Raw genomic sequence first — 22217 nt, forward strand, 5'->3', positions numbered from 1 at the left:
GCCGGGCGCGAGCCCGGCGCCGTAGCGTTTGCCTGGGCCGCTCAAAAATCGTAGGCCACGGAGAATCTGGCACTGCGAGGCGGACGCGTGTCCTGAATCCTTCCGTAGTCAGCGTTCGGGCTACGTGTGGTTCCGAAAAAGTCGTTGTAGAACACCGGCGTCTGGTCATTGAGCAGGTTGAACACCGCGAAGTTGAAGTCGAGCTTGTGCTGGGCCCAGCCCGGCTTGTAGTCCAGGCTGAGGCCGACGCTGTGGACCCACGGCGTAAAGCCAAGCGAACCCGGCGGCACGGGTTTGCCAGCGCACCAGAAATACGTGTGGGAACCATGCAGAGCCACTTGATTCGGTCCGTATCCACCCCGGCAGAGACGCGGCGTGCCGGAGGTGATGTAGAGGTTGGCGCCGACCGTCCAGTCCGGGGTGATCGCATAGGCGCCGTAGATCTTGAACTGGTGCTTGCGGCTGTTGGGCAGTACACCGCTCGACCACTCCATCCGTTCCGGGAAGTCCCATGCGGTCGTCAGCGACTCGTACGACCCGCCCTGCTGCGAATACGTGCTCACCGGTCCTTCGTCATTGCCCCACGTCCTGGAGAACACGTAGTCGAATTTTCCGAACCACTTGCCGTCCCATGCGTGTTCCAGCGACAGATCCAGCGAGTAGTAGCGGCGCTCCGGTCCCTTCGTGAAGCCCTGATCCTGACGTGTAAAGGTTACCGGGACGAGCTTGCCGTCCGGCGATTTCATCAGAAGATCGCTGGTCTCTCCAGGGTTGATCAAGACCAGACTCTGGGCGTACTGGTCGCAGTCTTGCGGCGTCATCCAGGCGTAGCCCTGCGCCCGTCCCGCCGCACACTCGTTCTGTATGGCGTCGTAGTCATCGATGATGCGGCTCATCTTCTGGAACGTGCCGGTTGCACCGAATACCCACTGCGTCCCCAGCATCTGGAACTGCTGCTGCAGACCCAGTACATAGTTGTCGGAATACTCGGCCTTGATGTTCTGCGAGGCGGATACGCGCGGATCCTTTGCCTGGCCGTATTCGCTGTCGATCGACACGCCGGTCGCCGGATTCTGCGGCAAGGGCGTGAACCCGATCGGCTCGCCGGTGGCCGGATCGATCCCGGTGTAGGTTCCGTACACGCCGGCATTCACCACGGGGGCGGCGATGGACAGTGCCACCTGATCGGGCAGTGCCAGGTAGTAGCGGCCGGCATTGCCGAACACTTTCAAGGTGGAATTGCCGTGCACGTCCCAGCTGAAGCCGAGACGGGGCGCCCACTGCGGCTTGGTTTCCCTGATGTAGGGCACGCCTGCCGCGTCGTAGTTGACGAACTGGTCGTTGCGCAGACCGAGGTTCAGCAGCAGGTTCGGCGTAACCTGCCAGTTGTCCTCGATGTACTGGGCGCGTTGCGCCACACGCACCGAGGCGACACTGAGGTCGACGTGTTTTTGCACGTAATAGCAGTGTCCGTCGTGGCACTGCGTCGATGGGGCGACATACGGCGGAACGTTCGGATCGACGCCAAAAACCGGCGTGCCGGGATCGCTTTGCCCGTAGATCCACTCATAGCCGGGCCCGCTGTTCTGCGAGCCGTCATGCAGATCCCAGGAATTGATGTTGTCGATGCCGACCTGGAAGTCGTGGTCATTCCACTTGTAGTCGAGACTCAGACGATAGTTCGTGATCGTTTCGCGATGTTGGGGATCGGCGATCGTCGAGTTCGCCTGCGAGTTGACGATTCCCCCCGGCGGAACGAACGCCGGATCCTGCACGGAAGCGCTTGAGATATGGGGCAGTTCAGGATCGAAACCCGGGTATGCGGGCTGTTGCGAGTAGTACGCGCCGTGCATTTTTCCCAGCATCGCGTTCAAGGTCAGGTTGTCGGTGATGTAGGAGGTGTAGTTGGCCGCCCACATCCTGAAAACAGTCTTGTATGTCTGATCGAGGCTCGAAAAAGCGCCGCTCTGCAAATTGCTGTAGTCGAAGTCGTGAAAGGTTCCCCACGTCTTGCTCGAGTTCTTGAGGCCGGTCAGCGACAAAGTGTTGCTGTCGTTGATGTTCCAGTTCAACTTGCCGTAGAACTTCGGGTCGTGGACGGTTCTCGTCACGTGGGTGGCACCGCTGCCGCTGAACTCCGAGGTGGCGCCCGCGTGGATGTCGTCCTGCTCGGCGCTCAGGAAGAAAAACAGCTTGTCCTTGACGATCGGACCGCTGATATAGGCGTCGTAGATCGTTTCGCTGGAGCTATCGTCCTTGCGGTACACCGCCAGGTCTCCGGGCCGATAGCCCGTATCCGCTTCGAGCGGATTGGCGTAGTGATAGTTGACCGGATCGGATCGCAGGCTCGCCGGCTGCCACAGGGCGCGTGCGCCGAAGTGCCACTCGTTGGAGCCGCTCTTGCCGATCTGGTTGATCACGCCGCCGATGGAGCGGCCGTACTTGGCGTCGTAACCGCTGATGAAAGTCTGCTGCTGCTCGATGGCCCCGTACGGCAGGCTGACGCCGCCCTGGCTATTGAGCGCCTCGGTGGTGTTCATGCCGTCGACGTAGTATGCGTTCTCGGCCGTCGAGGCACCCCCGAACACGTTGATCGGGGTGCCGAGCGGGCCGCCGGTCAACTCGGGCGAACCCATGTTGACGCCCGGCGCCAGCATGGCGATGTCTTCGGCGGTGCGCGCCATGGGCAGCTGCTGCAGCTGCTTGGCTGTAATCGTCGTGACCTGGTTGGTCGTGGTCACGTCGATCGGCGGAAGGGTGTTGGCCGAGACGTTGATCGCCGACAGAGTCTGCGCGTTGGCGGCGCCGGCAGAGGAGGCGAAGTCAACTGCTACCGCACCCGCGGCTACCGGACTGACGTCGCTGCGACTCTGCACGACCTTGCCATCCTGCAGCAGCGATACCGTATAGGTGCCGACGGGCAGCGTGATCGAATATTTGCCGGACGGCCCGACCGTGATGGTGCGATTGAAACCCGCGCCCCCGGTAATCTGGATGGTTTCGTTGGCGGCAATCGGGACCGCACCGTAGATGGTGCCGGTGGTCGCCTGCGACCAGGCGGCACCCGCGAAGCTCATGGTGACGGAGCCGATCGCGAGAGCCAGCGCTTTGCGCTGCAGGACAGTTTGGCGGCGCGACGCGCGAGAAAATTTACCCTTCATTGATATACACCCCATTCGATCAATGGCTATTGCCAGTTAATGAATCCCCTTACGGACGAGCCTGAAGTCAACTTCGGTAGCAGACGCGTGGATCGGTAGCGAAAAGGGAGCCGGATCGAAGGGGGTTCACGACGTCGCGCTCCTAATCCAGATGGGTAGCACGCGGTGCCAGCATCGCCGCCGACAATCCGGCATCGGCCAGCGGCGAAGGCAGTGGCCGGCCCAGCGCGAGATTCGCGCAGGCTTCGCCCATCGCGGCACTGGTCTGGATGCCGTAGCCGCCCTGCGCGGCGACCCAGAAGAAACCGGGTGCATCCGGTGCGAATCCGCCGACCAGATCGCCGTCGGCGACGAACGAGCGCAGGCCGGCCCAGCTTCGCCGCGGCCGGCGAATGGTCATGGTGGTCGCCTCCTCGATCCGGTGGATGCCCAGGGCGATGTCGTATTCCTCTGGCTGCACGTCGTGCGGTTCCACCGGATCGGCATTCGCGCAGGAACCGAGCAGCAGGCCAGCGTCGGGTTTGAAGTAGTAGCTTTCGTCGAAGCTGGTGATGAACGGCCAGTCCGCCGTGGCAAGGTCTTCCGGCTGCTCGAACACGAACGCCGAGCGCCGCTTCGGGGTGATGCCGAGCGGCGCCACCCCGGCCAGCGCCGCCACCTGGTCGACCCAGGCGCCGGCGGCGTTGAGCAGCAGCGGCGCGCGAAATGCCTGCAGGCCGTCGTCCACCTGCCAGCCGCCCGCGCCTTGGCTGATCGCGCGGATGCCGACATTCAGGCGCAGCTGACCGCCACGCGCACGCAGCCCGCGCAGAAAACCTTGATGCAATTCGTTGACATCGATATCGGCGGCGCCGGGCTCGTGCAGGCCGATCTGCGCCGCCTCCGGTCGAAGCACCGGCACCGTCGCCAGCAGCCGGGCGGTGTCGTGCAATGCGATGTCGCGCGTGAATGGCGCGATCGCCTCGTACAGCGCCCGCACACCATCCACCTGCTCCGCGCGGCCGAGGATGGTGGCACCGCGCGGCCTGAGGATGGGCTGGGCCGCGAAACCCGCCGGCGGCTGCATCAGGAACGGTCGCGCAGCGCGGGTCAGCGCGCGCACCTGCGGCGAGCCGTACGTCTCGCTGAACAACGCCGCCGAGCGGCCGGTCGAGTGCATGCCGGCATACGCTTCGCGCTCCAGCACCAGCACGCGCGCATGCGGCGCCATGAAATACGCGACCGAGGCACCGGCCATCCCGGCGCCGATCACGATCGCATCGAAATCGGATACATCTCTGCTCATGCGGTATCGTCCTGCGACTGCCGCGCCACCACGCTGGCGGCAGTAAGATCGGCGGTGACGTTGCCCAGCGTGGCCAGGGCATCGGGAAGGGTATCGACCGCCAGCATCAGACCCAGCGGGCTCAACGGCAGGCCCATCGACTGCGCCACCGGCAGGTTGGTCGCGATGAAGGTGACCTGGCCCGGCAGGCCGACGGATCCGAGACTGACCACCACCGCCAGCAGTGCGCCGGCGACCAGTTGCGCGGTGGACAGGTCGATGCCGTAGGCCCAGGCAATGAAGGCCGCCGAGGTCATGTACTGCACCGGGCTGGTCAGGCGGAACAGCGACACTGCCATCGGCAGCACCAGCGCGGTGACCTGCTGCGGATAACCGAGCTTGCGATCCGCGCTTTCGAGCATCGCCGGCAACGAGGCCAGCGACGATTGCGTGCTGAGCGCCACCACCTGGGCCGGCACCAGCGCGGCGGCGAACCGGCGGAGCCGCTCGCCGCCGAACACCATGGCCACCGGCAGCATCATCACGGCGACGGCCAGATACAGCAGGCACTCGACCAGCACATACACGCCCAGCGCACTGAGCATGCCCAGCCCCGAGCGCGCGCAAACCGACAGGATCAGCGCGAACACGCCCAGCGGCGCGGCCCACAGCACCCAGCGCACGATCACGATCATCGCGTCGCTGATCGCCTGGAAGAATTCCAGCAGCATCGCGCGCCGCGCCGGCGCGATCCGGGTCAACGCGAAACCCAGGAACAGGGCGAACACCACCAGCGGCAACATCGCACTCTGCGCGGCCGCCATGATCGCGTTGTTCGGCACGATGGCGATGAGCGCATCGACCCAGCCGACCGGCGCCGCCAGCGCGGCCGACGGCACCACCGCGCGACCTAGCGCCACGATCAACGCCGGGTTGTGCGGAAACAGTGCGAATACCAGCGGCGCTGCCAGCGCGGCGAACAATGCGCCGCCGGTCAGCACGACGATAAAGACCACGATCGCACGCCGCGCGATGCGGCCCGAGGCCGCCGCATCGGTGGCGGTGTTCACGCCGACCACGACCAGCGCCAGCACCAGCGGCACCACGGTCATCTGCAACGCGTTCAGCCACAGCTTGCCGATCGGCTGCGCCACGTTGGCCACCTGCAGCGCCAGCGCCGGATTCCAGCCGACCAGCAGCAGGCCGATCAGCGCGCCGGCAGCCAGTCCGGTGAGCACGCGCGAAGTGGCACTCACGGCGCGATGTCCGCCGCTGCGATCGCCGGCAACTGCCAGCTCTTGCGCAGCCGCTCGTATTCGCGCTGCGGCAGCAGTACGAAGATCGGCTTGTCTTCCGGCCGCATCCAGGCCAGCAAGGACTGCATCACCGATGGCATCATCGCCGTGCAGCCGGCGGTCGAATCCGTCGGCGACTTCCACAAGTGCGCGAAGATGCAGCTGCCCGCCAGCGGTTTCGCCTGCGGATTCTGTTCGATCACGAACCCCATGCGGTAGCGCTGGTCGCCGTTGAGATGCAGGTCGCGCCGCATCGGTTCGGTGGAACCCTTCACCGCGTCGGCACCGACCACGTTCGCATCCACGATGCGGTTGTAGTGCGCCGCGCCGCTGACGTCGACGCAGTATTCGGTGGCGTTGAGCGCGAGATAAGGCATCGCGGTGTCGGTGCTGGCGGCGTAGCCGAAGGTGTCGCCGATGCGAAACACGCCGGCCGGGCTGCGATTGTCGCCTTCACGCTTGACCGGTCCGCCACGCTGCGGCGCGTTCAACCCCAACCCCCAGCCGGCGCCGGTCTTGCCGATCGTGACCGGCGCGGCGACGCCGGCCGCGACCCAGCCATGCGCGCCGCGCGTAAATGTACGCAGCGTGCCGTGGTCGGTGTTCCAGTCGGCCACAGTGACCAGCACCAGTTGGCGGGCGTCGTTCCACGGCGTGGTCGGCGTGCCCGCATGCAGGGCACCGGCGAGCGCGGCGGCAAATGTCAGCAAGGCGAGCATGGGGCGGCGAGCAATCATCGGTTTTCCATCCGGCAGATCATCGTTGCGCCACAGGTAGGAGCCCGCGTGCGGGCGATGCCTTTGTTTTGATTTTTTCTGTTGAACATCGGAGCAAGAGCATCGCCCGCACGCGGGCTCCTACAGGGGATGGGCCGTGGGGCAAGGTAGGGGCGACGAGCAGTCATCGGTTCCGTCCGGCAGATCATCGTTGCGCCACAGGTAGGAGCCCGCGTGCGAGCGATGCCTTTGTTTTGATTTTTCCTGCCGAACATCGGAGCAAGAGCATCGCCCGCACGCGGGCTCCTACAGGGGGTGGGCCGTGGGTGCATGGCGGCTAGGGCTCCAGCATCAGCTGGATGCGGTCGAGATTGGCCAGCAGCTGCGCATGACGGTCGTCGTGCCCTTCGCACAGCAACACGAACACGCCGTCAAGCAGATGCTGCAGCGCCGACTGGTACAGCAGCGGCTGGATGTACGGCTGCTCGTCGTGCGCCGACACCACCAGCGCGATATCGGCCAGCGTGCGCAGCGGGTTGGCGGTATGCCGCGTCACCGTGATCACCTGGCCACGGCGCTCGCGGAAGTAGCGGCTGATCTTGCACAGCGCCGGATGGTTGCCATGTTCGGAGAACACCAGCAGCACGTCGCCGGGGCCTGCCGCGGAAACGTTCGCGGTCATCCGCGCGGTGTCGAAGTTGTGCACGGTGAGAATGCCCAGCAACGACAGCTTCAGCGCGAAGCCGCGCGCGTAGATGTCGTCTTCGCCCAGACCGAGAATGAAGACCTTGCCTTTCTTGCCGGCCCGGCCGATCGCGTCGGCCACGGCCTGTATCGTCTCCGGCGGATTGATCAGCCGGGTCGCTTCCTCGGCCTCGGACTTGCGCCGCCACAGGTTGCCGGCCAGTGACGTGTCGGACTCGCTGGCGCGCGCGGTGGCCAGCTGCGGCAGGTCGCCATTTTCGGCACGCGCATTCGCCTCGCCGACGGAATACTTGAGGTCCGGATAGCCCTTGAAACCCAGCTTCTGGGTGAACTTCACCACGCTGGACTGGCTGATGCCCAGCGCATTGGCCAGCTGCTGCGACGAGTAATCGCGCAGCAGCTGCGAGTTTTCCAGGATGAAGTCGGCGATGCGCCGCTCCACCGCCGACATCTGGTCGCGCTCCGAACGGATTTTGACCAGCGCCGACATCAGGCTTCGATCCTTTCCAGACCGCGGATCTCGCGGATGCCCAGGCCGGGCGCATCCGTCACCGAGATTTCCGATTCGTTGAAGATCACCCCGCCGTCGATCGGATTGAACTGGCACAGCGAGGGACCGTCGAGGTCGATCCTGGTGATCACGTTCGACTTGGCCACGGCCACGTGTACCGCCGCGGCCACGCTGATGCCGGTCTCCAGCATGCAGCCGATCATGCACTCGACACCGTGCATTGCCGCGATGTCCGCGATGCGGATCGCGTTGGAGATGCCGCCGGTCTTCATCAGCTTGATGTTGATGATGTCGGCCGCGCGCAGGCGGATCAGCTCGATCACCTCCATCGGGCCGAACACGCTCTCGTCGGCCATCACCGGCGTGTGCACGCGTTCGGTGACGTAACGCATGCCGGCCAGGTCGCGCGCCTTCACCGGCTGTTCGATCAGTTCCAGCTTGATGCCGGCGTCCTCCAGCGTCTGCAGCGCGTACACTGCCTGTTTGGCGGTCCAGCCCTGGTTCGCGTCCAGCCGCAGCAGCGCGCGCCCTTCCACCGCCGCGTAGATCGCCTTGACCCGTTCGATGTCGACGCCGATGTCCTTGCCTACCTTGATCTTCAGCGATTCGAAGCCGCGCTCCACCGCGGAGACGGAGTCGGCCACCATCTTGTCGATGTAGTCGACGCTGATGGTGATGTCGGTGGTGATCACCGGGTCGCCGCCGCCGAGCAGCTTGTACAGCGGCGCGTTGTAGAGCTGGCCCCAGAGGTCGTAGACCGCGATCTCCACCGCCGCCTTGGCACTGGTGTTCTTCTCCATCGCGCCCTGGATCAGCTGGGTGAGATGGTTGAGGTCGGCGATCTCCTGACCGATCAGGCGCGGCGAAATGTAGTGGCGTATCGCGTCGATGATCGAGCCGTGGGTATCGCCGGTGATCACCGCGGTGGCCGGAGCCTCGCCGTAGCCGACGTGGCCGCTGTCGGTATGCACCATCACCACGATGTCCTCCACCGTGCTGACCGTGCGCAGCGCGGTTTTGAACGGCGTCTTCAGCGGCACCCGCAGCATGCCGAACTGGACGTCGGTGATTTTCATAAGCAGGCCTTCATGGAATCCGTGTCCTTTGTTTTCTTCTCGATGCAAGCGGTGGCTGGTTCAGTGGCGAATGCGCACGATGCTGGTCATGCGGTCGACGAACGTCTGGCGGTCGTCGAACAGCATCGGCAGCAGCGGGGTCACCGACACGGCGTCGAGCTTGATGTGCGCGATGCTGCCGTCGCTCTTGCGGTAACTCATGCCGCCCACGTCGTGGATCACGTACGGCTGGGACCCGACCTGGCCGATCACCAGCATCACGTGGCCGGGGATGTAGACCAGATCGCCCACCTGCAGCTCGTGCGCAGCCGCGAGGCGCGCCTCGCGGCTGTCCTTGTCGGTGAACAGCCGATGCTCCAGCGCCGGGCTGATCGCCTGCTTGCTGGTATTGCGCGGCATCTGCACGCCCATGCTGCGGTACACATCGGAGACGAAGCCGCTGCAGTCGCGGCCGTCGTAGGCATGGCCCCAGCCGTAGCGCTCACCGAGAAACTTGAACGCCTGGCGGATGATGTTGGCCGGTGTCAGCGCAAGATAGTCGCCTGCCGTATCGGTGTTCTTCTGCAACAGCGCCGGCGTGAACCGCAGCTTGCCGCCGGCATCGCGCAGCGGCAGCTGCAGCGTGTACGCCGCGTACGGCGTCTGACCGTTGACCGGCTGGTCCGCGGGCAGATCGGTCTGCAACGGCACGCGCGTGCTCATGTCGAGCTGCAGTTGCGAAACGCCGGGCACCTCGCGGGTGAACACGGTGCGTTCGGAAGCGCCGGTAATCACACGATACGGCGTCTTGTCGGCGTAGCCGAAGACCTGTGCCGCACTGCCTTCGGCCACGTTCTCCTTCTCGGTCCATGCGGCATAGCGTGGGCTAACCACGAACAACCAGCGGCCGTCGCGGCTGGCATGCACGATCGCCACCGGCACGCCGGGAAATTCGGCGGTTTCCTGGAAGCGATCGATGTCGGTGTCGCCCTTCGAACTGAAAACGCGCAGCCGGGTCGGGAAGGTGCGAAACGCCGCGCGCCGCACCACCAGCCCGTAACGCGTACTTTGCTGCGCCGGAATGTCGGACAGCGCGAGATTGTCGATCAGCGCATCCAGCGTGGCGGCGGGCACCGGCTTGCCGTCGACGTCGTACAGCGGCCGCGCCGGCCGCGCCGACAGCTGGCTGATCCAGCCGGCCACCTGCTCGCGCGTCAAGGTCTTCGGCAGCGCCTGCAGATCGTGCATAGAGCTGTCGGCCCGCAGCAGCTTCGCGTTCTCGGCGTCGATCTGCGCGCGATCGAGAATCACGCGATCGGGCTGCTTCTGCAGACCGATCCAGTACGCCGGCGTGAGCTGCGCATCGCTCACGCCCATCACGCCCGAGGGCGGGATCGGCAGCGTCGGCGTGGCATCACGCGCCTGCAGCGGCATGGCGGCGAGAGCGAGCGTCAGCAAACTGGCGGCGAACAGGAGAAAGCGCATCTTCATGGTCCTTGGTCGAGATCGCATCACGGCGTGGCCAGCGCCGACAGCACCGACGCCACCACCAGCCCGAAGCCGGTGCCCAGGATGTAGCCGAGCAGAGCCAGCAGGATGCCGACCGGCACCAGCGCTGCCGAATAGCTGGCCGCCAGGATCGGCGTCGCCGCCACGCCGCCGATATGCGCCAGCGAGGAAATGCCGCACAGGTACAGGTCGAAACGGAACAACTTGGCGAAGCCGACCAGCAGTACCGCATGGATCGCGATGATGGTGACGCCGCACAACAGGTACAGCGGCGCCGCGGCGATGCCCTGGAAATTGCTTTGCGAAGCCAGCACCGCGACCACGCTGATCAGCAGCGCGCCGGAAATCTTGCTGGCGCCGGGGAGCCGCGCCACCGGCGTATGCGCCAGCACCAGCCCCGCGCCGGTGGCAAGCAGAATCGTCCAGGTGGTGGCGCCGATCATGCTCGATTCCGGCAGCTTGGTCGCGAGCCAGCCGGACAATGCCGCTGCCAGCAGCGCCATGCCCAGCCACAGCAGCACGCTGTCGGACGTGACCGGCCCGGTCGGTTTCGCCACCGCCAGCGGAATGTCGCCGCTGGACTCCGCCTTCGTCCAGCGATTGAACGCCGGTGCCAGCCGCGCCACCGAGAACAGCACCACCACCCACATCGAGTAGCACAGTGCATCGGTCAGCAGCGACATCGCCAGGTGCGCATCGGACATCCCGATCGCCTGCTTCACCGCGATCATGTTCGCGGTACCGCCGACCCAGCTGCCGCTCAACGCGGCAAGCGGCTGCCAGTTGTCCCCCGGCAGCCAGTGCCGATAGATCAGGAAGGTAACGATGAAGGCCACGAACAGGCTGATCGAGGTGCATGCGAACACGCCCAGCACGCGCGGGCCCAGCGCCCAGATCGCGCGCAGGTCGCAGTTGATCATCAGCAGGAACAGCAGCGCCGGCACCAGCCGCGCCACCAGCATCGACTGCGCCGTGTGGATCGCCTCGTTGACCTGCCACAGCCTCGACACCGCCAATGCGGTGACCAGCAGATAGGTCAGCACGATCGGCGGCAGTACCGAGAACACTTTCCAGCCGAAGCGGCGCTCCATCGCGGGAAACAGGCCGGCGGCCAGCAACATCACCGCCAGATAAGGCCAGACCGTATGGATCAAGTGCATCCCCCTGTGGGTGGTTCGCTTACCTGCGCGAACCGTGGTTTTTGCCGCTAAGGAATATCTGATTCCCTCGTAATTGAATTGAAGCATAAATTATTGACCGACAATTGCAAGCGTGTTACACAACACCTTCAAGGGTTTCAAATGGGGGCTGGTCGATGGATATGCGGTTGCCTGTCGCACCGAAATCACGTCGCCGTGGTCATGGGCTGCGCATCGTCGCATCATCGCTCGCCCTGCTGCTCGGCATCCAGTCGGCATCGGCCGACGATGGCGGCGGAAACAAGGTCGCGCCCATCATCGCCCAGGTCGACGCCGGCCACTTCAAGGCCGCCGACGCGGCGATCGCCGCCGCATCAGAGCAACCGGGCCTGTCCACCGAGGCGAAAACCGCGCTCGCGTTCCAGCGCGAGCGCATGCGCCGCATCCTGCTCGACTTCACGCTCAGCGCCGATCAGGTCAGGGCGCGCGTGCGCAAGGAGATTCCCGATCTGAGCGACGCCGAGTTCGCGAAATGGGATGCGGCTGGCCTGTTCGAACATCAGGTCATCGACGGCAGGAAGCTGTACTTCAAGCGTTCGCCGGGCAACCTGTTCCGGCTCAGCCCTGAGGCGGTGGCGCGGCGCGCCGTGCAGACACCGATCACCGACGGCCCGATGGCGTCGCTGAACGAGCATCAGCGTGCGATCTACCGTGCGGCACTGACCGAACATCGCAGCAGCGTGCTGCCGCAGCGCGTGCGCATGACCCAGACGCTCACCGTCGACGCCGATGCGGTGCCCGCGGGCGAAACCGTGCGCGCCTGGATTCCATACCCGCAGGCGGTACCGGGTCAGCAGGAGGACATCCGCTACGTCGCCAGTGTGCCGGCGCAACACCAGATCGCACCGGCGACGGCTCCCCAGCGCACCGTACATCTGGAAACACCCGCGGTGGCCGGGAAGAAGACGGTGTTTTCGGTGACCTACGAGCTGACCCTGCTCGCGCAATACCACGCGATCGATCCGGCCAGGGTGCAAGCAGAAACCATCACCCCGGAACTGGCGCCGTTCGTGGCCGAGCGATCGCCGCATATCGTTTTCACCCACGCGATGCGCGCGTTCTCGCGCAAGGTCGTCGGCGACGAGACGAACCCTTACCGCATCGCGCAGAAACTGTTTGCCGCGGTCGACCGCATTCCGTGGGCCGGCGCGCGCGAATACTCCACGATCTCCAACATCGGCGACTACGCGCTGCATGCCGGCCATGCCGACTGCGGCCAGCAGACCTTGCTGCTGATGACCTTGCTGCGGCTCAACGGCATCCCCGCGCGCTGGCAGTCGGGCATGGTGTTCTCCGACGACGGCAGCGGCTACAACAACATCCACGACTGGGGCTATCTCTATCTGCCGCCATACGGCTGGGTGCCGATGGATGTCACCATCGGCCAGCTGCATCCGGGCCCCGCTGACGACAAGGCGCTGCAGTGGTTCTACCTCGGCGGTCTGGACAACTACCGGATCGCCTTCAACAGCGACTTCGGGCGTCGCTTCACGCCGCCCAAGCAGCATTTCCGTTCCGATGATGTGGACTCGCAGCGCGGCGAGGCCGAATGGAACGGCGGCAACCTCTACTTCGATCAGACCGGCTACGACTTCAAGTGGCAGGTCCTGCCGGCGACGAGCATCCCGCGACCCATCGTGCTCCAGTCGCCCCACCGTGCGCAGCCGGTTTTCGCCGCTGATTTCCGATGACTTCCCACCCGCGGCCCGCATCTTGCGGGTCGTGCTTTTTTCAAATCCGCACTTCCTGCGCCTGATTGAACAGACGACATCTCCCGTGACTTCCATGACCCCTGGCTCCGCGGCCACCGCGCCTTCGTTCGCCGCCGACACCGCCATCGACGATGTCGATCTCGCTGCCCTGGCCGATCGCCTCGGCACCCCGCTGCACGCTTATTCGAGCAGCGCGATCCGTCAGCGCATCGGCGGCCTGCAAGCCGCGTTGAGCGGTCTCGATGCCACCATCTGCTACGCGGTCAAGGCCAACCCGAACCTCGCCATCCTGCAATTGATGGCGAACGCCGGCGTCGGCGCCGACATCGTATCGGCCGGCGAAATGCGCCGCAGCCTGCACGCCGGCATGTCGGCGGAACGCATCGTGTTCTCCGGCGTCGGCAAGACTGCCGACGAGATCGCCGGCGCGCTGAGCGTCGGCATCCATCGCTTCAACGTCGAATCGCACGACGAGCTGCTCACGCTGCAGCGGCTTGCCGGGGCGCAGGGAGTGACCGCGCGCGCCGCGGTACGCATCAACCCCGATGTCGACGCGCACACCCATGCCAAGATCTCCACCGGCAAATCGGAAAACAAGTTTGGCGTGAGCATCGACGAGGCGCGCCACTGGTTCGCCGAACGCAGCCTGTTGCCGCACGTGCAGCTCGATGGCCTGCACGTGCACATCGGCTCGCAGATCCTCGCGCTGGAGCCGTTCCGGCTGGCGCTGCAGCGGGTGGCCGCGTTCCGCCGGGAGCTCGAACAGGCCGGCCATCCGGTGAACAGCATCGATGTCGGCGGCGGCCTCGGCGTGTGCTATCGAGCCGGCGAGGACCACCCTGTCGCCGCCGCCGATTATGTTGCCGCGATCCGTGAGGCGCTGGCCGGCTACCGCGGCCGCCTGCTGCTGGAACCGGGCCGCTACCTGGTCGCCGAGGCCGGCGTATTGCTGACCCGGGTGATCCGCGTCAAGCCGGGTATAGCGCGCCAGTTTCTGGTAGTGGATGCGGCGATGAACGATCTGCAGCGACCCAGCCTGTACGACGCCTGGCACGACATCGTTCCCGTATCGGGCGAACCGCGGACGCCGACCACTTACGACATCGTCGGCCCGGTCTGCGAGAGCGGCGACACGTTCGCGCGCAATCGCGTCATGCCCGAATGCATGGCCGGCGACCTCTTGCTGATCAAGGCCACCGGCGCGTACGGTGCGTCGATGGCTTCCACCTACAACTCGCGGCCGCTGGCGCCCGAAGTGCTGCTGAACCAGGGCCGTTACGCCGTGGTGCGCCGCCGCCAGCACTTCGAGGAAATGATCGCCGGCGAACAACCGGCCCATCACTGGGAAACGACATGACTCCGATCGCACGCGTTGCCACCTTCGCCGCCCTGACCCTGTGCGCCGCGCTTCCCGGCCATGCCGCACAACGTCAGGCGGCACAACATCCGGTCGAGCGGGACCTGCCGATCACCATCGACACGCATGTCGACATCCCGTTCTCGTATATGCGCGAGCCGCGCTTCGACGTAGGCAAGCCCACGCCGCTCTTGGTCGACCTGGGCAAGATGGAGCGCGGCGGACTCGACGCCGCGTTTTTCGTGGTCTGGGTGCCGCAGGGGCCGTTGACCGCGGCCGGCTACGCCAAGGCGGTGGACCAGGCCGAGCAGAAATACGACGGCATCGGCCGCATGCTGATGCAATATCCCGACCGCATCCGCCTGGCCACCACGCCGGAGCAATTGCTGGCCAACCACAGGGCCGGCCTGCTGTCGGCCACGATCGAGATCGAGAACAGCTACTCGCTGGGCCATGACATCCGTCGCCTCGATGCAGCGTTCGATCGCGGTGCACGCTCGGTCGGGCTGGTGCATGTAGGCAACAACGATCTGTGCAGCAGCTCGCTGCCCGACACGAAGCACGGCGAGCCGGCGATGAACAGCGCCGGCGATGCCGGCATGAGCGACTTCGGCCGCGCCGTGGTGAAACGGGCCAACCAGCTCGGCATGCTGGTCGACATCTCGCATGCCTCCGACGCTTGTGTGCGCGACGCACTCGAGGCCTCCACGGCACCGATCTACGCCTCGCATTCCGGCGCCCGCGCCGTTCTCGATCATCCGCGCAACCTGCCCGACGATCTGCTGCGCGCGATCGCCGCCAAGGGTGGCGTGATCGATGCGGTGGCATACAAGGAATTCCTGAAGCACGACCCGGGTCGCGAGGCTGCCGAAAAGAAACTGCAGGACGCCATCGCGAAACAGTCCGGCCACACGGAATACGACAGCGACCGGGACGACTACCTGCCGGCGATGGACAAGGGCATGGTCGAGATCCAGAAGCAGTATCCGCTGCCCACGCTGGACGATTACGTGAACCAGATCCAGCACATGGTGAAGGTCGCCGGCATCGACCACGTCGGCATCGCCTCGGATTTCGACGGCGGCGGCGGCATCACCGGCTGGGCCGACGCCAGCCAGACGCGCAACGTCACCGCCGCCTTGCGCAAGCGCGGCTTCAGCGACACCGACATAGCCAAGCTGTGGGGCGGCAACCTGCTGCGCGTGTGGCGCGAGGTGGAGCGCGATGCCGACCATCATTGAGCCGCGTGCCATGTGTCTCGTATCAAAGCTTCTCATCGCTGCGCTGGTCCTGACCGCCGGCACAGCCCACGCCAGCAAGTCTGCCGTTGCGAATCCCGAAACCAAGGCCTTCGACAAGATCGTCGACGACACCGTCGCGCGTTATCACCTGCCCGGCATCGCCGTCGGCGTGATCGAGAACGGCCGGGTCGTCTATGTGCGCACCGCCGGCGAAACGGTGGCCGGCTCGGGGCAGAAGATCACGCCGCAGACACTGTTCAAGATCGCCTCCAACAGCAAGGCGATGACCACCGCCCTGCTCGGCCGCCTGGTCGACCAGGGCAAGCTGCACTGGGACGACCCGGTGACGAAATACCTGCCGCAGTTCCGCATGCACGATCCGTGGGTGACCGCGAACATGCGCGTGGCCGATCTGCTCACCCACTCCAGCGGCCTGCCCCAGGGCGGCGGCGACCTGATGCTGTGGCCGGAACCGAATGCGTTCACCCGCACCGACATCATCCGCGGGCTGGCCTATATCAAGCCCGGCTACAGCTTCCGCTCGAAGTACCAGTACGACAACCTGCTCTACGTGGTCGCCGGCGAAGTGGCCGCTGCCGCGGGCGGCGCGTCCTACGAGACACTGATGCATCGCGAGGTGTTCGAACCACTGGGGCTTTCGCGCTGCCAGGTCGGCGAATGGAACCGCGATGCGGTCGGCGACGTGGCGCAGCCGCATCGCCGGGATCGCAACGGCAACGTAGCGATCCGCGAAGACGCGGAAATGATTCCGGCGATCACTTCCGCGCCCGCCGGCGGCATCCGCTGCGACCTCACCGACATGCTCGGCTGGGCGCGCAACTGGCTGGTACCCACGCCGGCTCAGCTGGCGTGGCTGTCGCCGGCGCAGCGGCAGATCCTGCAGGCGCCGCACATGCTGATTCCGGTGCCTGCGCTGCGCCGCACGTGGGACCGCTCGCACATCATGGCCTACGGCTACGGCTGGCGCATGACCGATGTCGACGGCGAATGGAACGTGTGGCACACCGGCACATTGACCGGCATGTACTCGATGCTGTCGCTGCTGCCGGATCGACGCAGCGGCTTCGTGTTCATGATCAACGGCGACGCGGGCGATGCACGCACCGTGCTGGGTGAGGTGCTGACCAAGCATTTCACCGCGCCCGGCGAACAGCACGACGTGAACTGGTACGCCGATGCGCTGGAGCGCATGGCCGCGCAGCATGCGGCAACGACATCGATGCCCGATACCTCGGCGCAGCGACCGGCCGATGCCGCCGAGCTGGCGACGTGGACGGGCACCTACCGCGATCCGTGGTTCGGCGATATCTCGCTGTGCCCGAACAACGGCAGCGTGCGTTTCACCGCCGCCAAATCGCCGAAGCTGGCCGGTACGGTGATGCGCCTGGGCGCGCGCTACCTGGTGCACTGGGACGACTCGGGCGAGCTGGATGCGTGGCTGGATTTCCATGCCGCCCAGAACGGTCTGCCGGTCACACTGCGCATGGCCAAGCTCGATCCGAACGGAGACTTCAGCTCCGACTACGAGGATCTCGATTTCCAGCACGTCGGGGACTGCCACCCATGACCAACCCGTCGCCCATGCCCGCCGGTAGGAGCCCGCTTGCGGGCGATGCCTTTTCTTCCGCCAGGTACAAGAGCATCGCCCGCAAGCGGGCTCCTGCGAAAGCCGGATATCTGCTCGCGTTTGGCTTGTTCGTCGCCGTCAGCGGAATCGCTCACGCGGATCAACCACCCGATCTTTCCCCCGCAAGGACCTCTGCGGAAGCCAACCTGGTGGATATCCGCACTCTGGTGCCGGACATCGCCGAGGACATCAAGTACGCCGGTCGCGACAATTTCGTGGGCGCGCCGGTCGACGGCTATCGCGCACCGAAGTGCTTCCTGCTGCGCCCGGTCGCCGAGGCGCTGGCCCGCGTCGAGCACGATCTGCGCGCACGGCACCTGCGTCTGAAGATCTGGGATTGCTACCGCCCGGCCCGCGCCGTGGCGGATTTCGTGCGCTGGGCGCACGACCTCGGCGACCAGCGCACGAAGGCGCAGCACTACCCGACGCTGGACAAGTCGAAGCTGCTCGGCGACTACATCGCGCCGGTTTCCGGCCACAGCCGCGGCGGCACGGTCGACCTCACGCTGGAACGCTGCGCAGCCGAGAACGCGCACTGCGAACCGCTGGAAATGGGCACCGACTTCGACTACTTCGGCGTGCGCGCCAACACCGACACACCCGGCCTCACGCCGCAGCAGCGCGAGAACCGGTCGCTGCTGCGCAGTGCGATGGAGCACGGCGGTTTCCAGAACTATCCGCTCGAGTGGTGGCACTACACCTTCACGCCGGAACCCACGCCGCACACGATCTACGACGTGCCAGTGCAATGAAGCAGACCGTACCTGCCCCGGAGGTTCTGCCATGCGCAGGCTGACCACTCTGCTCGCCTCGGTGATCCTCGTCGCGGGCGCCGCCGGCTGTACGGACCGCACGGCCACGGTCGATCGCCTGATGCAGAAATACCAGGGCAACGTTCCCGGCGCCTCGCTGCTGGTGCTGAAGGACGGCAAGCCGCTGATCCGTCGCGGCTACGGCCTGGCGAATCTCGAACAGCACGAGCAGGCTTCACCGGCCACCAATTATCGACTGGCCTCGGTGACCAAACAGTTCACCGCCGCGGCGATCCTGCTGCTGGCCCAGGACGGCAAGCTGAAGCTGGACGATTCGATACGCCACTGGCTGCCGTCGCTGCCGGCGAACGCCGACGAGGTGACCTTGCGCGAGTTGCTGAGCCACACCGGCGGCCTGATCGACTACGAGGATTTGATACCCGCCGGCACCACCAGACAGCTCGACGACAACGACGTGCTGCGCATGCTGTCGGACGCGCCGAAAAGCTACTTCACGCCGGGCTCGGCGTATCGCTACAGCAATTCAGGCTATGTGCTGCTGGGCCTGGTGGTGGAACAGGCTTCGGGCGAAGGCCTGCCCGCTTTCCTGCAACAGCGCATCTTCCGGCCGCTGCACATGGATCACACGCTGTTGTATGTGCGCGGCGGCCCCGGGGTCAGCCATCGCGCCTACGGCTACAGCGAGGAGAACGGCGTGTGGAAGCGCACCGACCAGGATCTGACCAGCGCCACCCGGGGCGACGGCGGCATCTATTCCTCGATCGACGACATGGCCAAGTGGGACGCCGCGCTGTACGACGACCGCCTGCTCAGCGACGCCTCGCGCAAGCTCGCCTTCAGCCCGCATGCGAAAGTCACCGGCGAACCGTACGAGGCCAGCTACGGTTTCGGCTGGCGCATCACCGGCGATACGCTATGGCATTCGGGCGAAAGCATCGGCTTCCGCAACGTGATCGTGCGCTGGCCGCGGCAGCACCTCACGGTGATCCTGCTCAGCAACCGCAACGATCCGGAGCCCTACCGCACCGTGCTGTCCATCGCCGAACCCTTCCTGCATTGAGGGTTCGGCCGTATTACCGAGTGCCCCGATTGGGAGTCGTCACTGATGCGTCATCCGTTTGGCCTGCTGTCCGCGAACCCTCGCCTTGCGTGCCGCGGCGCGCTGCTGGCGCTGGTCCTGCTGCTCGCCGCCTGCGCCCACGCACCGCCGCGCAACCCGCTGGCGACATGGGTGCCTTCGCCCAACCACGACATCCGCCGGCCGGTGCTGATCGTGCTGCATTTCACCAATCAGAACTCCGCGCAGGCAAGCCTGGATACCTTGCGCACGAAGAACAGCGGCGGTCCGGTGAGCTCGCACTACCTGATCGGCAGCGACGGGCATGTCTACCAGCTGGTCTCCGATCAACTGCGCGCGTGGCACGCCGGCGCGGGGCACTGGGGCACCATCACCGACGTCAACTCCGCCTCGATCGGCATCGAACTGGACAACGACGGCACCACGCCGTTCGCGCAGCCGCAGATCGCCAGCCTGCTGCGCCTGCTCGGCGACCTCACCACGCGATGGCATATCCCGCGCACGCAGATCGTCGGCCACGAGGACTTCGCACCCACCCGCAAGGACGATCCGGGCCCGCTGTTCCCGTGGCAGCAACTGGCCGATGCGGGTTTCGGCCTGTGGCCGCTGACGCCGCTGGCCGATCCGCCGGCCGGCTTCGATCCCTGGATGGCGCTGGGACTGGTCGGCTATCCGCTGGAAGACCGCGCCGCCGCCGTGCGCGCCTTCCACCATCACTTCCGCGGCATGCGGGGCGATGCGCTCGATGCCGAGGACCTGCGCATCCTGTACAGCCTCACGCAGCAGATCGAGTCCGGCAGCAACACGCGGGCGATCGACTAGAACGCCAGCACCTGGTCGGTATACGTCTCGATCAGCGCACTGAACGGCCGGCCGTCGCCGGCAAGCAGCAGCGCGCGATGCTGCAACAGGAAATGCGGTATCGCCAACGCACCCGAAGCCGGCCGCGCCTTGGCGCGCTGCAGCTCCCAGCCGGCGGGCAACGGCGACCACAGCAAGTCGGCGCTCAAGGTATCGCGGCGAAAATGCAGCGGCTGCACCACCTTGCCGAACGGCACCTCGCTACTGTCGAGCTGGCGATTCATCGCCGCCGTCAATCGGTTCGGCAGGTACCAGTTGTCCGCCTCGGACAGCACGTGATCGCCGCACTTCAACTGCACCCGCCGGTACTTCACCGGCTCGTTCGGCCCGATCGCCAGCCGCGCGCGCAATTCGGGCGGCAGCGGCTTGTCGTCGCCACGCACGCGCTGCGCAATGACGCGCGCGGGCGTCGCCATGTGATGCGCGCCGCACCAGCGTTCCAGCGTCAGCGTCGCGCTGTCATGGCTTAGCAGATCGGCGTTGAGGGTCTGCAGCAAGGCCAGTGCCTGGGTGCGGGCAAGCGGCGTGTCCGGCCAGACCGGCGCTGTGGCATCGCGCGCGATGGCGGCGCTGCAGCCGATCAGCGACAAGGCTGCGAGCAGGCCTACCTCGCGGAAATGTCTCACAGTCCCTTCGCCGCCTGCGCGACAGCACGGAACAATGCACGCCCTTTGTTCATCGTCTCTTCCCACTCGGCGGCGGGATCGGAGTCGTAGACGATGCCGGCACCGGCCTGCACGTGCAGGCGGCCGTTCTGGATCACCGCGGTACGGATCGCGATGGCGGTGTCGGCGTCGCCCCACCAGCCGATCCAGCCGATCGCACCCGCGTAGATGTTGCGCTTGTACGGCTCCAGCTCCTGGATGATTTCCAGTGCGCGGATCTTCGGTGCGCCGCTGAGCGTGCCGGCGGGGAAGGTGGCCTTGAGCACGTCCATGTAGCTGAGGCCCTGCTTCGCGGTGCCCTGCACCTGCGACACGATGTGCATCACGTGCGAGTAGCGTTCGACCGCGAACGACTCGCTGACCTCGACGGTGCCGGTTTCGCTGATGCGGCCGATGTCGTTGCGGCCCAGGTCGATCAGCATCACGTGCTCGGCGCGCTCCTTCGGATCGGCCAGCAACTCCGCTTCCAGCGCCTGGTCTTCCGCTTCGGTGGCGCCGCGCCTGCGCGTGCCGGCGAGCGGGCGCACCACCACCTTGCCGTCCTTCAGCCGCGCCAGGATTTCCGGCGACGAGCCGACGATCTGGGTATCGCCCAGATCGACGAAGTACATGTACGGCGACGGATTCAGTGCCCGCAGCGCGCGGTACACGTCGACCGGCCGCGCGTTGAAGCCGACGCTGAGCCGCTGCGACGGCACCACCTGGAAGATGTCGCCGGCGCGGATGTATTCCTTCGCGCGCTCGACCATGGCCTCGAACTCTTCCTTCGTGAACGAGGATTTGAAATCGCTTTCGTCCAGCGCGACCGACTGGGTGAGCTGCGGATACGACGCACCGCCCTGGCGCAGCCGGTAGACCAGCGCATCGAGCCGGCGCTGCGCTTCGGCATACGCCTGCGGCTGCGCCGGGTCGGCGTGCACGATCAGATAAAGGCGCCCCTTGAGGTTGTCGAAGACGGCGACCTCCTCGGCCAGCATCAGCAGCACATCGGGCGTACCCAGCTCATCGGCCCGATCCCACTGCGCCAGCCGCGGCTCGATGTAGCCGATCGTCTCGAAGCCGAAGTAGCCGACCAGGCCGCCGCTGAACGCGGGCAGTTGCGGCAGCCGCGGCACGTCGTACGCCAGGCGCAGCTTTTCGATTTCCGCGAGCGGGTCGTCCAGATGCCGCCGCTCGGTGATTTCGCCCGAATCCTCCACTTCCAGCTCGTGCCCACGCAGCCGGTACACCCGCTTCGCCGGCAGGCCGATGATCGAATAGCGTCCCCAGGTGGCGCCGCCCTCGACCGATTCCAGCAAGAAGGTGTACGGGCCGTCGGCCAGTTTCAGATACACCGACAGCGGCGTGTCGAGGTCGGAAAACACCTCGCGCACCAGCGGGATGCGGGTATGGCCATGGGCAGCCAGCGCATCGAATTCGTCTCGGGAGATCACGGATAAGCCATTCTGTACGGGAGCGGGCTGCTCA

The 22217-nt window shown here is 65.9% G+C and carries 15 protein-coding genes and 1 pseudogene; 7 read left to right on the forward strand and 9 right to left on the reverse strand.

What is annotated here, in order from left to right; all coding sequences use genetic code 11:
- Positions 1 to 41: 41 nt before the first annotated feature.
- The 7 genes and pseudogenes from ACFPPB_RS11235 to ACFPPB_RS11270 all read right to left on the reverse strand — a co-directional run bounded on the left by ACFPPB_RS11235 (position 42) and on the right by ACFPPB_RS11270 (position 11376).
- Complete coding sequence (locus tag ACFPPB_RS11235; protein WP_377327053.1) at positions 42 to 3077, reverse strand: TonB-dependent receptor; 3036 nt, start codon at positions 3075 to 3077, stop codon at positions 42 to 44.
- A 226-nt stretch (positions 3078 to 3303) separates the two neighbouring features.
- The gene (locus ACFPPB_RS11240) at positions 3304 to 4446 is read right to left on the reverse strand and encodes an NAD(P)/FAD-dependent oxidoreductase (RefSeq protein WP_377327055.1); all 1143 of its coding nucleotides are present in this window, start codon (positions 4444 to 4446) and stop codon (positions 3304 to 3306) included.
- Positions 4443 to 5813 (reverse strand): annotated as a pseudogene (locus ACFPPB_RS11245) (dicarboxylate/amino acid:cation symporter); the annotation flags it as partial. The pseudogene ACFPPB_RS11245 and the gene ACFPPB_RS11240, both read right to left, overlap by 4 nt.
- A gap of 960 nt (positions 5814 to 6773) precedes the next feature.
- On the reverse strand, positions 6774 to 7631 hold the full coding sequence (locus tag ACFPPB_RS11255) for a MurR/RpiR family transcriptional regulator (RefSeq protein WP_377327061.1): 858 nt from the start codon (positions 7629 to 7631) through the stop codon (positions 6774 to 6776).
- Positions 7631 to 8728, reverse strand: coding sequence for a dipeptide epimerase (locus ACFPPB_RS11260; RefSeq protein ID WP_377327063.1), 1098 nt, complete (start codon positions 8726 to 8728; stop codon positions 7631 to 7633). Before ACFPPB_RS11260 ends, ACFPPB_RS11255 begins: the two co-directional genes overlap by 1 nt.
- A gap of 60 nt (positions 8729 to 8788) precedes the next feature.
- Positions 8789 to 10192, reverse strand: a complete 1404-nt coding sequence (locus ACFPPB_RS11265) for a C40 family peptidase (RefSeq protein ID WP_377327065.1) — start codon at positions 10190 to 10192, stop codon at positions 8789 to 8791.
- 26 nt (positions 10193 to 10218) lie between these two features.
- Positions 10219 to 11376, reverse strand: a complete 1158-nt coding sequence (locus ACFPPB_RS11270; protein WP_377327067.1) for a DUF819 family protein — start codon at positions 11374 to 11376, stop codon at positions 10219 to 10221.
- A gap of 155 nt (positions 11377 to 11531) precedes the next feature.
- Between ACFPPB_RS11270 and ACFPPB_RS11275 the strand changes: the two genes are divergently transcribed.
- The 7 genes from ACFPPB_RS11275 (at position 11532) to ACFPPB_RS11305 (ending at position 20046) form a co-directional block, all read left to right on the forward strand.
- Positions 11532 to 13106, forward strand: a complete 1575-nt coding sequence (locus ACFPPB_RS11275) for a transglutaminase-like domain-containing protein (protein WP_377327069.1) — start codon at positions 11532 to 11534, stop codon at positions 13104 to 13106.
- Positions 13107 to 13200: 94 nt separating this feature from the next.
- The gene (gene lysA, locus ACFPPB_RS11280; RefSeq protein ID WP_377327071.1) at positions 13201 to 14484 is read left to right on the forward strand and encodes a diaminopimelate decarboxylase; all 1284 of its coding nucleotides are present in this window, start codon (positions 13201 to 13203) and stop codon (positions 14482 to 14484) included.
- The gene (locus ACFPPB_RS11285; protein ID WP_377327073.1) at positions 14481 to 15725 is read left to right on the forward strand and encodes a dipeptidase; all 1245 of its coding nucleotides are present in this window, start codon (positions 14481 to 14483) and stop codon (positions 15723 to 15725) included. The genes lysA and ACFPPB_RS11285 overlap by 4 nt, the downstream gene beginning before the upstream one ends.
- Before the next feature lie 10 nt (positions 15726 to 15735).
- Positions 15736 to 17313 carry a serine hydrolase gene (locus ACFPPB_RS11290; RefSeq protein WP_377327074.1) on the forward strand — a complete coding sequence of 526 codons (1578 nt, stop codon included), beginning with the start codon at positions 15736 to 15738 and terminating at the stop codon, positions 17311 to 17313.
- Complete coding sequence (locus ACFPPB_RS11295) at positions 17310 to 18125, forward strand: M15 family metallopeptidase (RefSeq protein ID WP_377327076.1); 816 nt, start codon at positions 17310 to 17312, stop codon at positions 18123 to 18125. Before ACFPPB_RS11290 ends, ACFPPB_RS11295 begins: the two co-directional genes overlap by 4 nt.
- Positions 18126 to 18156: 31 nt before the next feature.
- Entirely contained in the window at positions 18157 to 19206 is a 1050-nt protein-coding gene (locus ACFPPB_RS11300) for a serine hydrolase domain-containing protein (RefSeq protein WP_377327078.1), read from the forward strand.
- Positions 19207 to 19251: 45 nt separating this feature from the next.
- Positions 19252 to 20046, forward strand: coding sequence for an N-acetylmuramoyl-L-alanine amidase (locus tag ACFPPB_RS11305; protein WP_377327080.1), 795 nt, complete (start codon positions 19252 to 19254; stop codon positions 20044 to 20046).
- Here ACFPPB_RS11305 and ACFPPB_RS11310 read toward each other — a convergent pair.
- Both ACFPPB_RS11310 and trpE read right to left on the reverse strand, forming a co-directional pair.
- A complete protein-coding gene (locus ACFPPB_RS11310; protein WP_377327082.1) occupies positions 20043 to 20711 on the reverse strand; it encodes a hypothetical protein in 669 nt (222 codons plus the stop codon). The genes ACFPPB_RS11305 and ACFPPB_RS11310 overlap by 4 nt on opposite strands.
- Entirely contained in the window at positions 20708 to 22183 is a 1476-nt protein-coding gene (gene trpE, locus ACFPPB_RS11315; RefSeq protein WP_377327084.1) for an anthranilate synthase component I, read from the reverse strand. The genes ACFPPB_RS11310 and trpE overlap by 4 nt, the downstream gene beginning before the upstream one ends.
- Positions 22184 to 22217: the final 34 nt, after the last annotated feature.

It is taken from the genome of Rhodanobacter terrae (genome assembly GCF_042657005.1).
Classification (GTDB): Bacteria; Pseudomonadota; Gammaproteobacteria; order Xanthomonadales; family Rhodanobacteraceae; genus Rhodanobacter; species Rhodanobacter terrae.

Coding starts and splice junctions, on each gene's coding strand:
- ACFPPB_RS11305 (WP_377327080.1), top strand. CDS start 19,252: ATGCGTCATCCGTTTGGCCTGCTGTCCGCGAACCCTCGCCTTGCGTGC.
- ACFPPB_RS11235 (WP_377327053.1), bottom strand. CDS start 3,077: ATGAGCTTCGCGGGTGCCGCCTGGTCGCAGGCGACCACCGGCACCATC.
- ACFPPB_RS11275 (WP_377327069.1), top strand. CDS start 11,532: ATGGATATGCGGTTGCCTGTCGCACCGAAATCACGTCGCCGTGGTCAT.
- ACFPPB_RS11265 (WP_377327065.1), bottom strand. CDS start 10,192: ATGCGCTTTCTCCTGTTCGCCGCCAGTTTGCTGACGCTCGCTCTCGCC.
- ACFPPB_RS11295 (WP_377327076.1), top strand. CDS start 17,310: ATGACCAACCCGTCGCCCATGCCCGCCGGTAGGAGCCCGCTTGCGGGC.
- ACFPPB_RS11300 (WP_377327078.1), top strand. CDS start 18,157: ATGCGCAGGCTGACCACTCTGCTCGCCTCGGTGATCCTCGTCGCGGGC.
- ACFPPB_RS11240 (WP_377327055.1), bottom strand. CDS start 4,446: ATGAGCAGAGATGTATCCGATTTCGATGCGATCGTGATCGGCGCCGGG.
- ACFPPB_RS11285 (WP_377327073.1), top strand. CDS start 14,481: ATGACTCCGATCGCACGCGTTGCCACCTTCGCCGCCCTGACCCTGTGC.
- ACFPPB_RS11260 (WP_377327063.1), bottom strand. CDS start 8,728: ATGAAAATCACCGACGTCCAGTTCGGCATGCTGCGGGTGCCGCTGAAG.
- lysA (WP_377327071.1), top strand. CDS start 13,201: ATGACCCCTGGCTCCGCGGCCACCGCGCCTTCGTTCGCCGCCGACACC.
- ACFPPB_RS11270 (WP_377327067.1), bottom strand. CDS start 11,376: ATGCACTTGATCCATACGGTCTGGCCTTATCTGGCGGTGATGTTGCTG.
- ACFPPB_RS11255 (WP_377327061.1), bottom strand. CDS start 7,631: ATGTCGGCGCTGGTCAAAATCCGTTCGGAGCGCGACCAGATGTCGGCG.
- ACFPPB_RS11290 (WP_377327074.1), top strand. CDS start 15,736: ATGTGTCTCGTATCAAAGCTTCTCATCGCTGCGCTGGTCCTGACCGCC.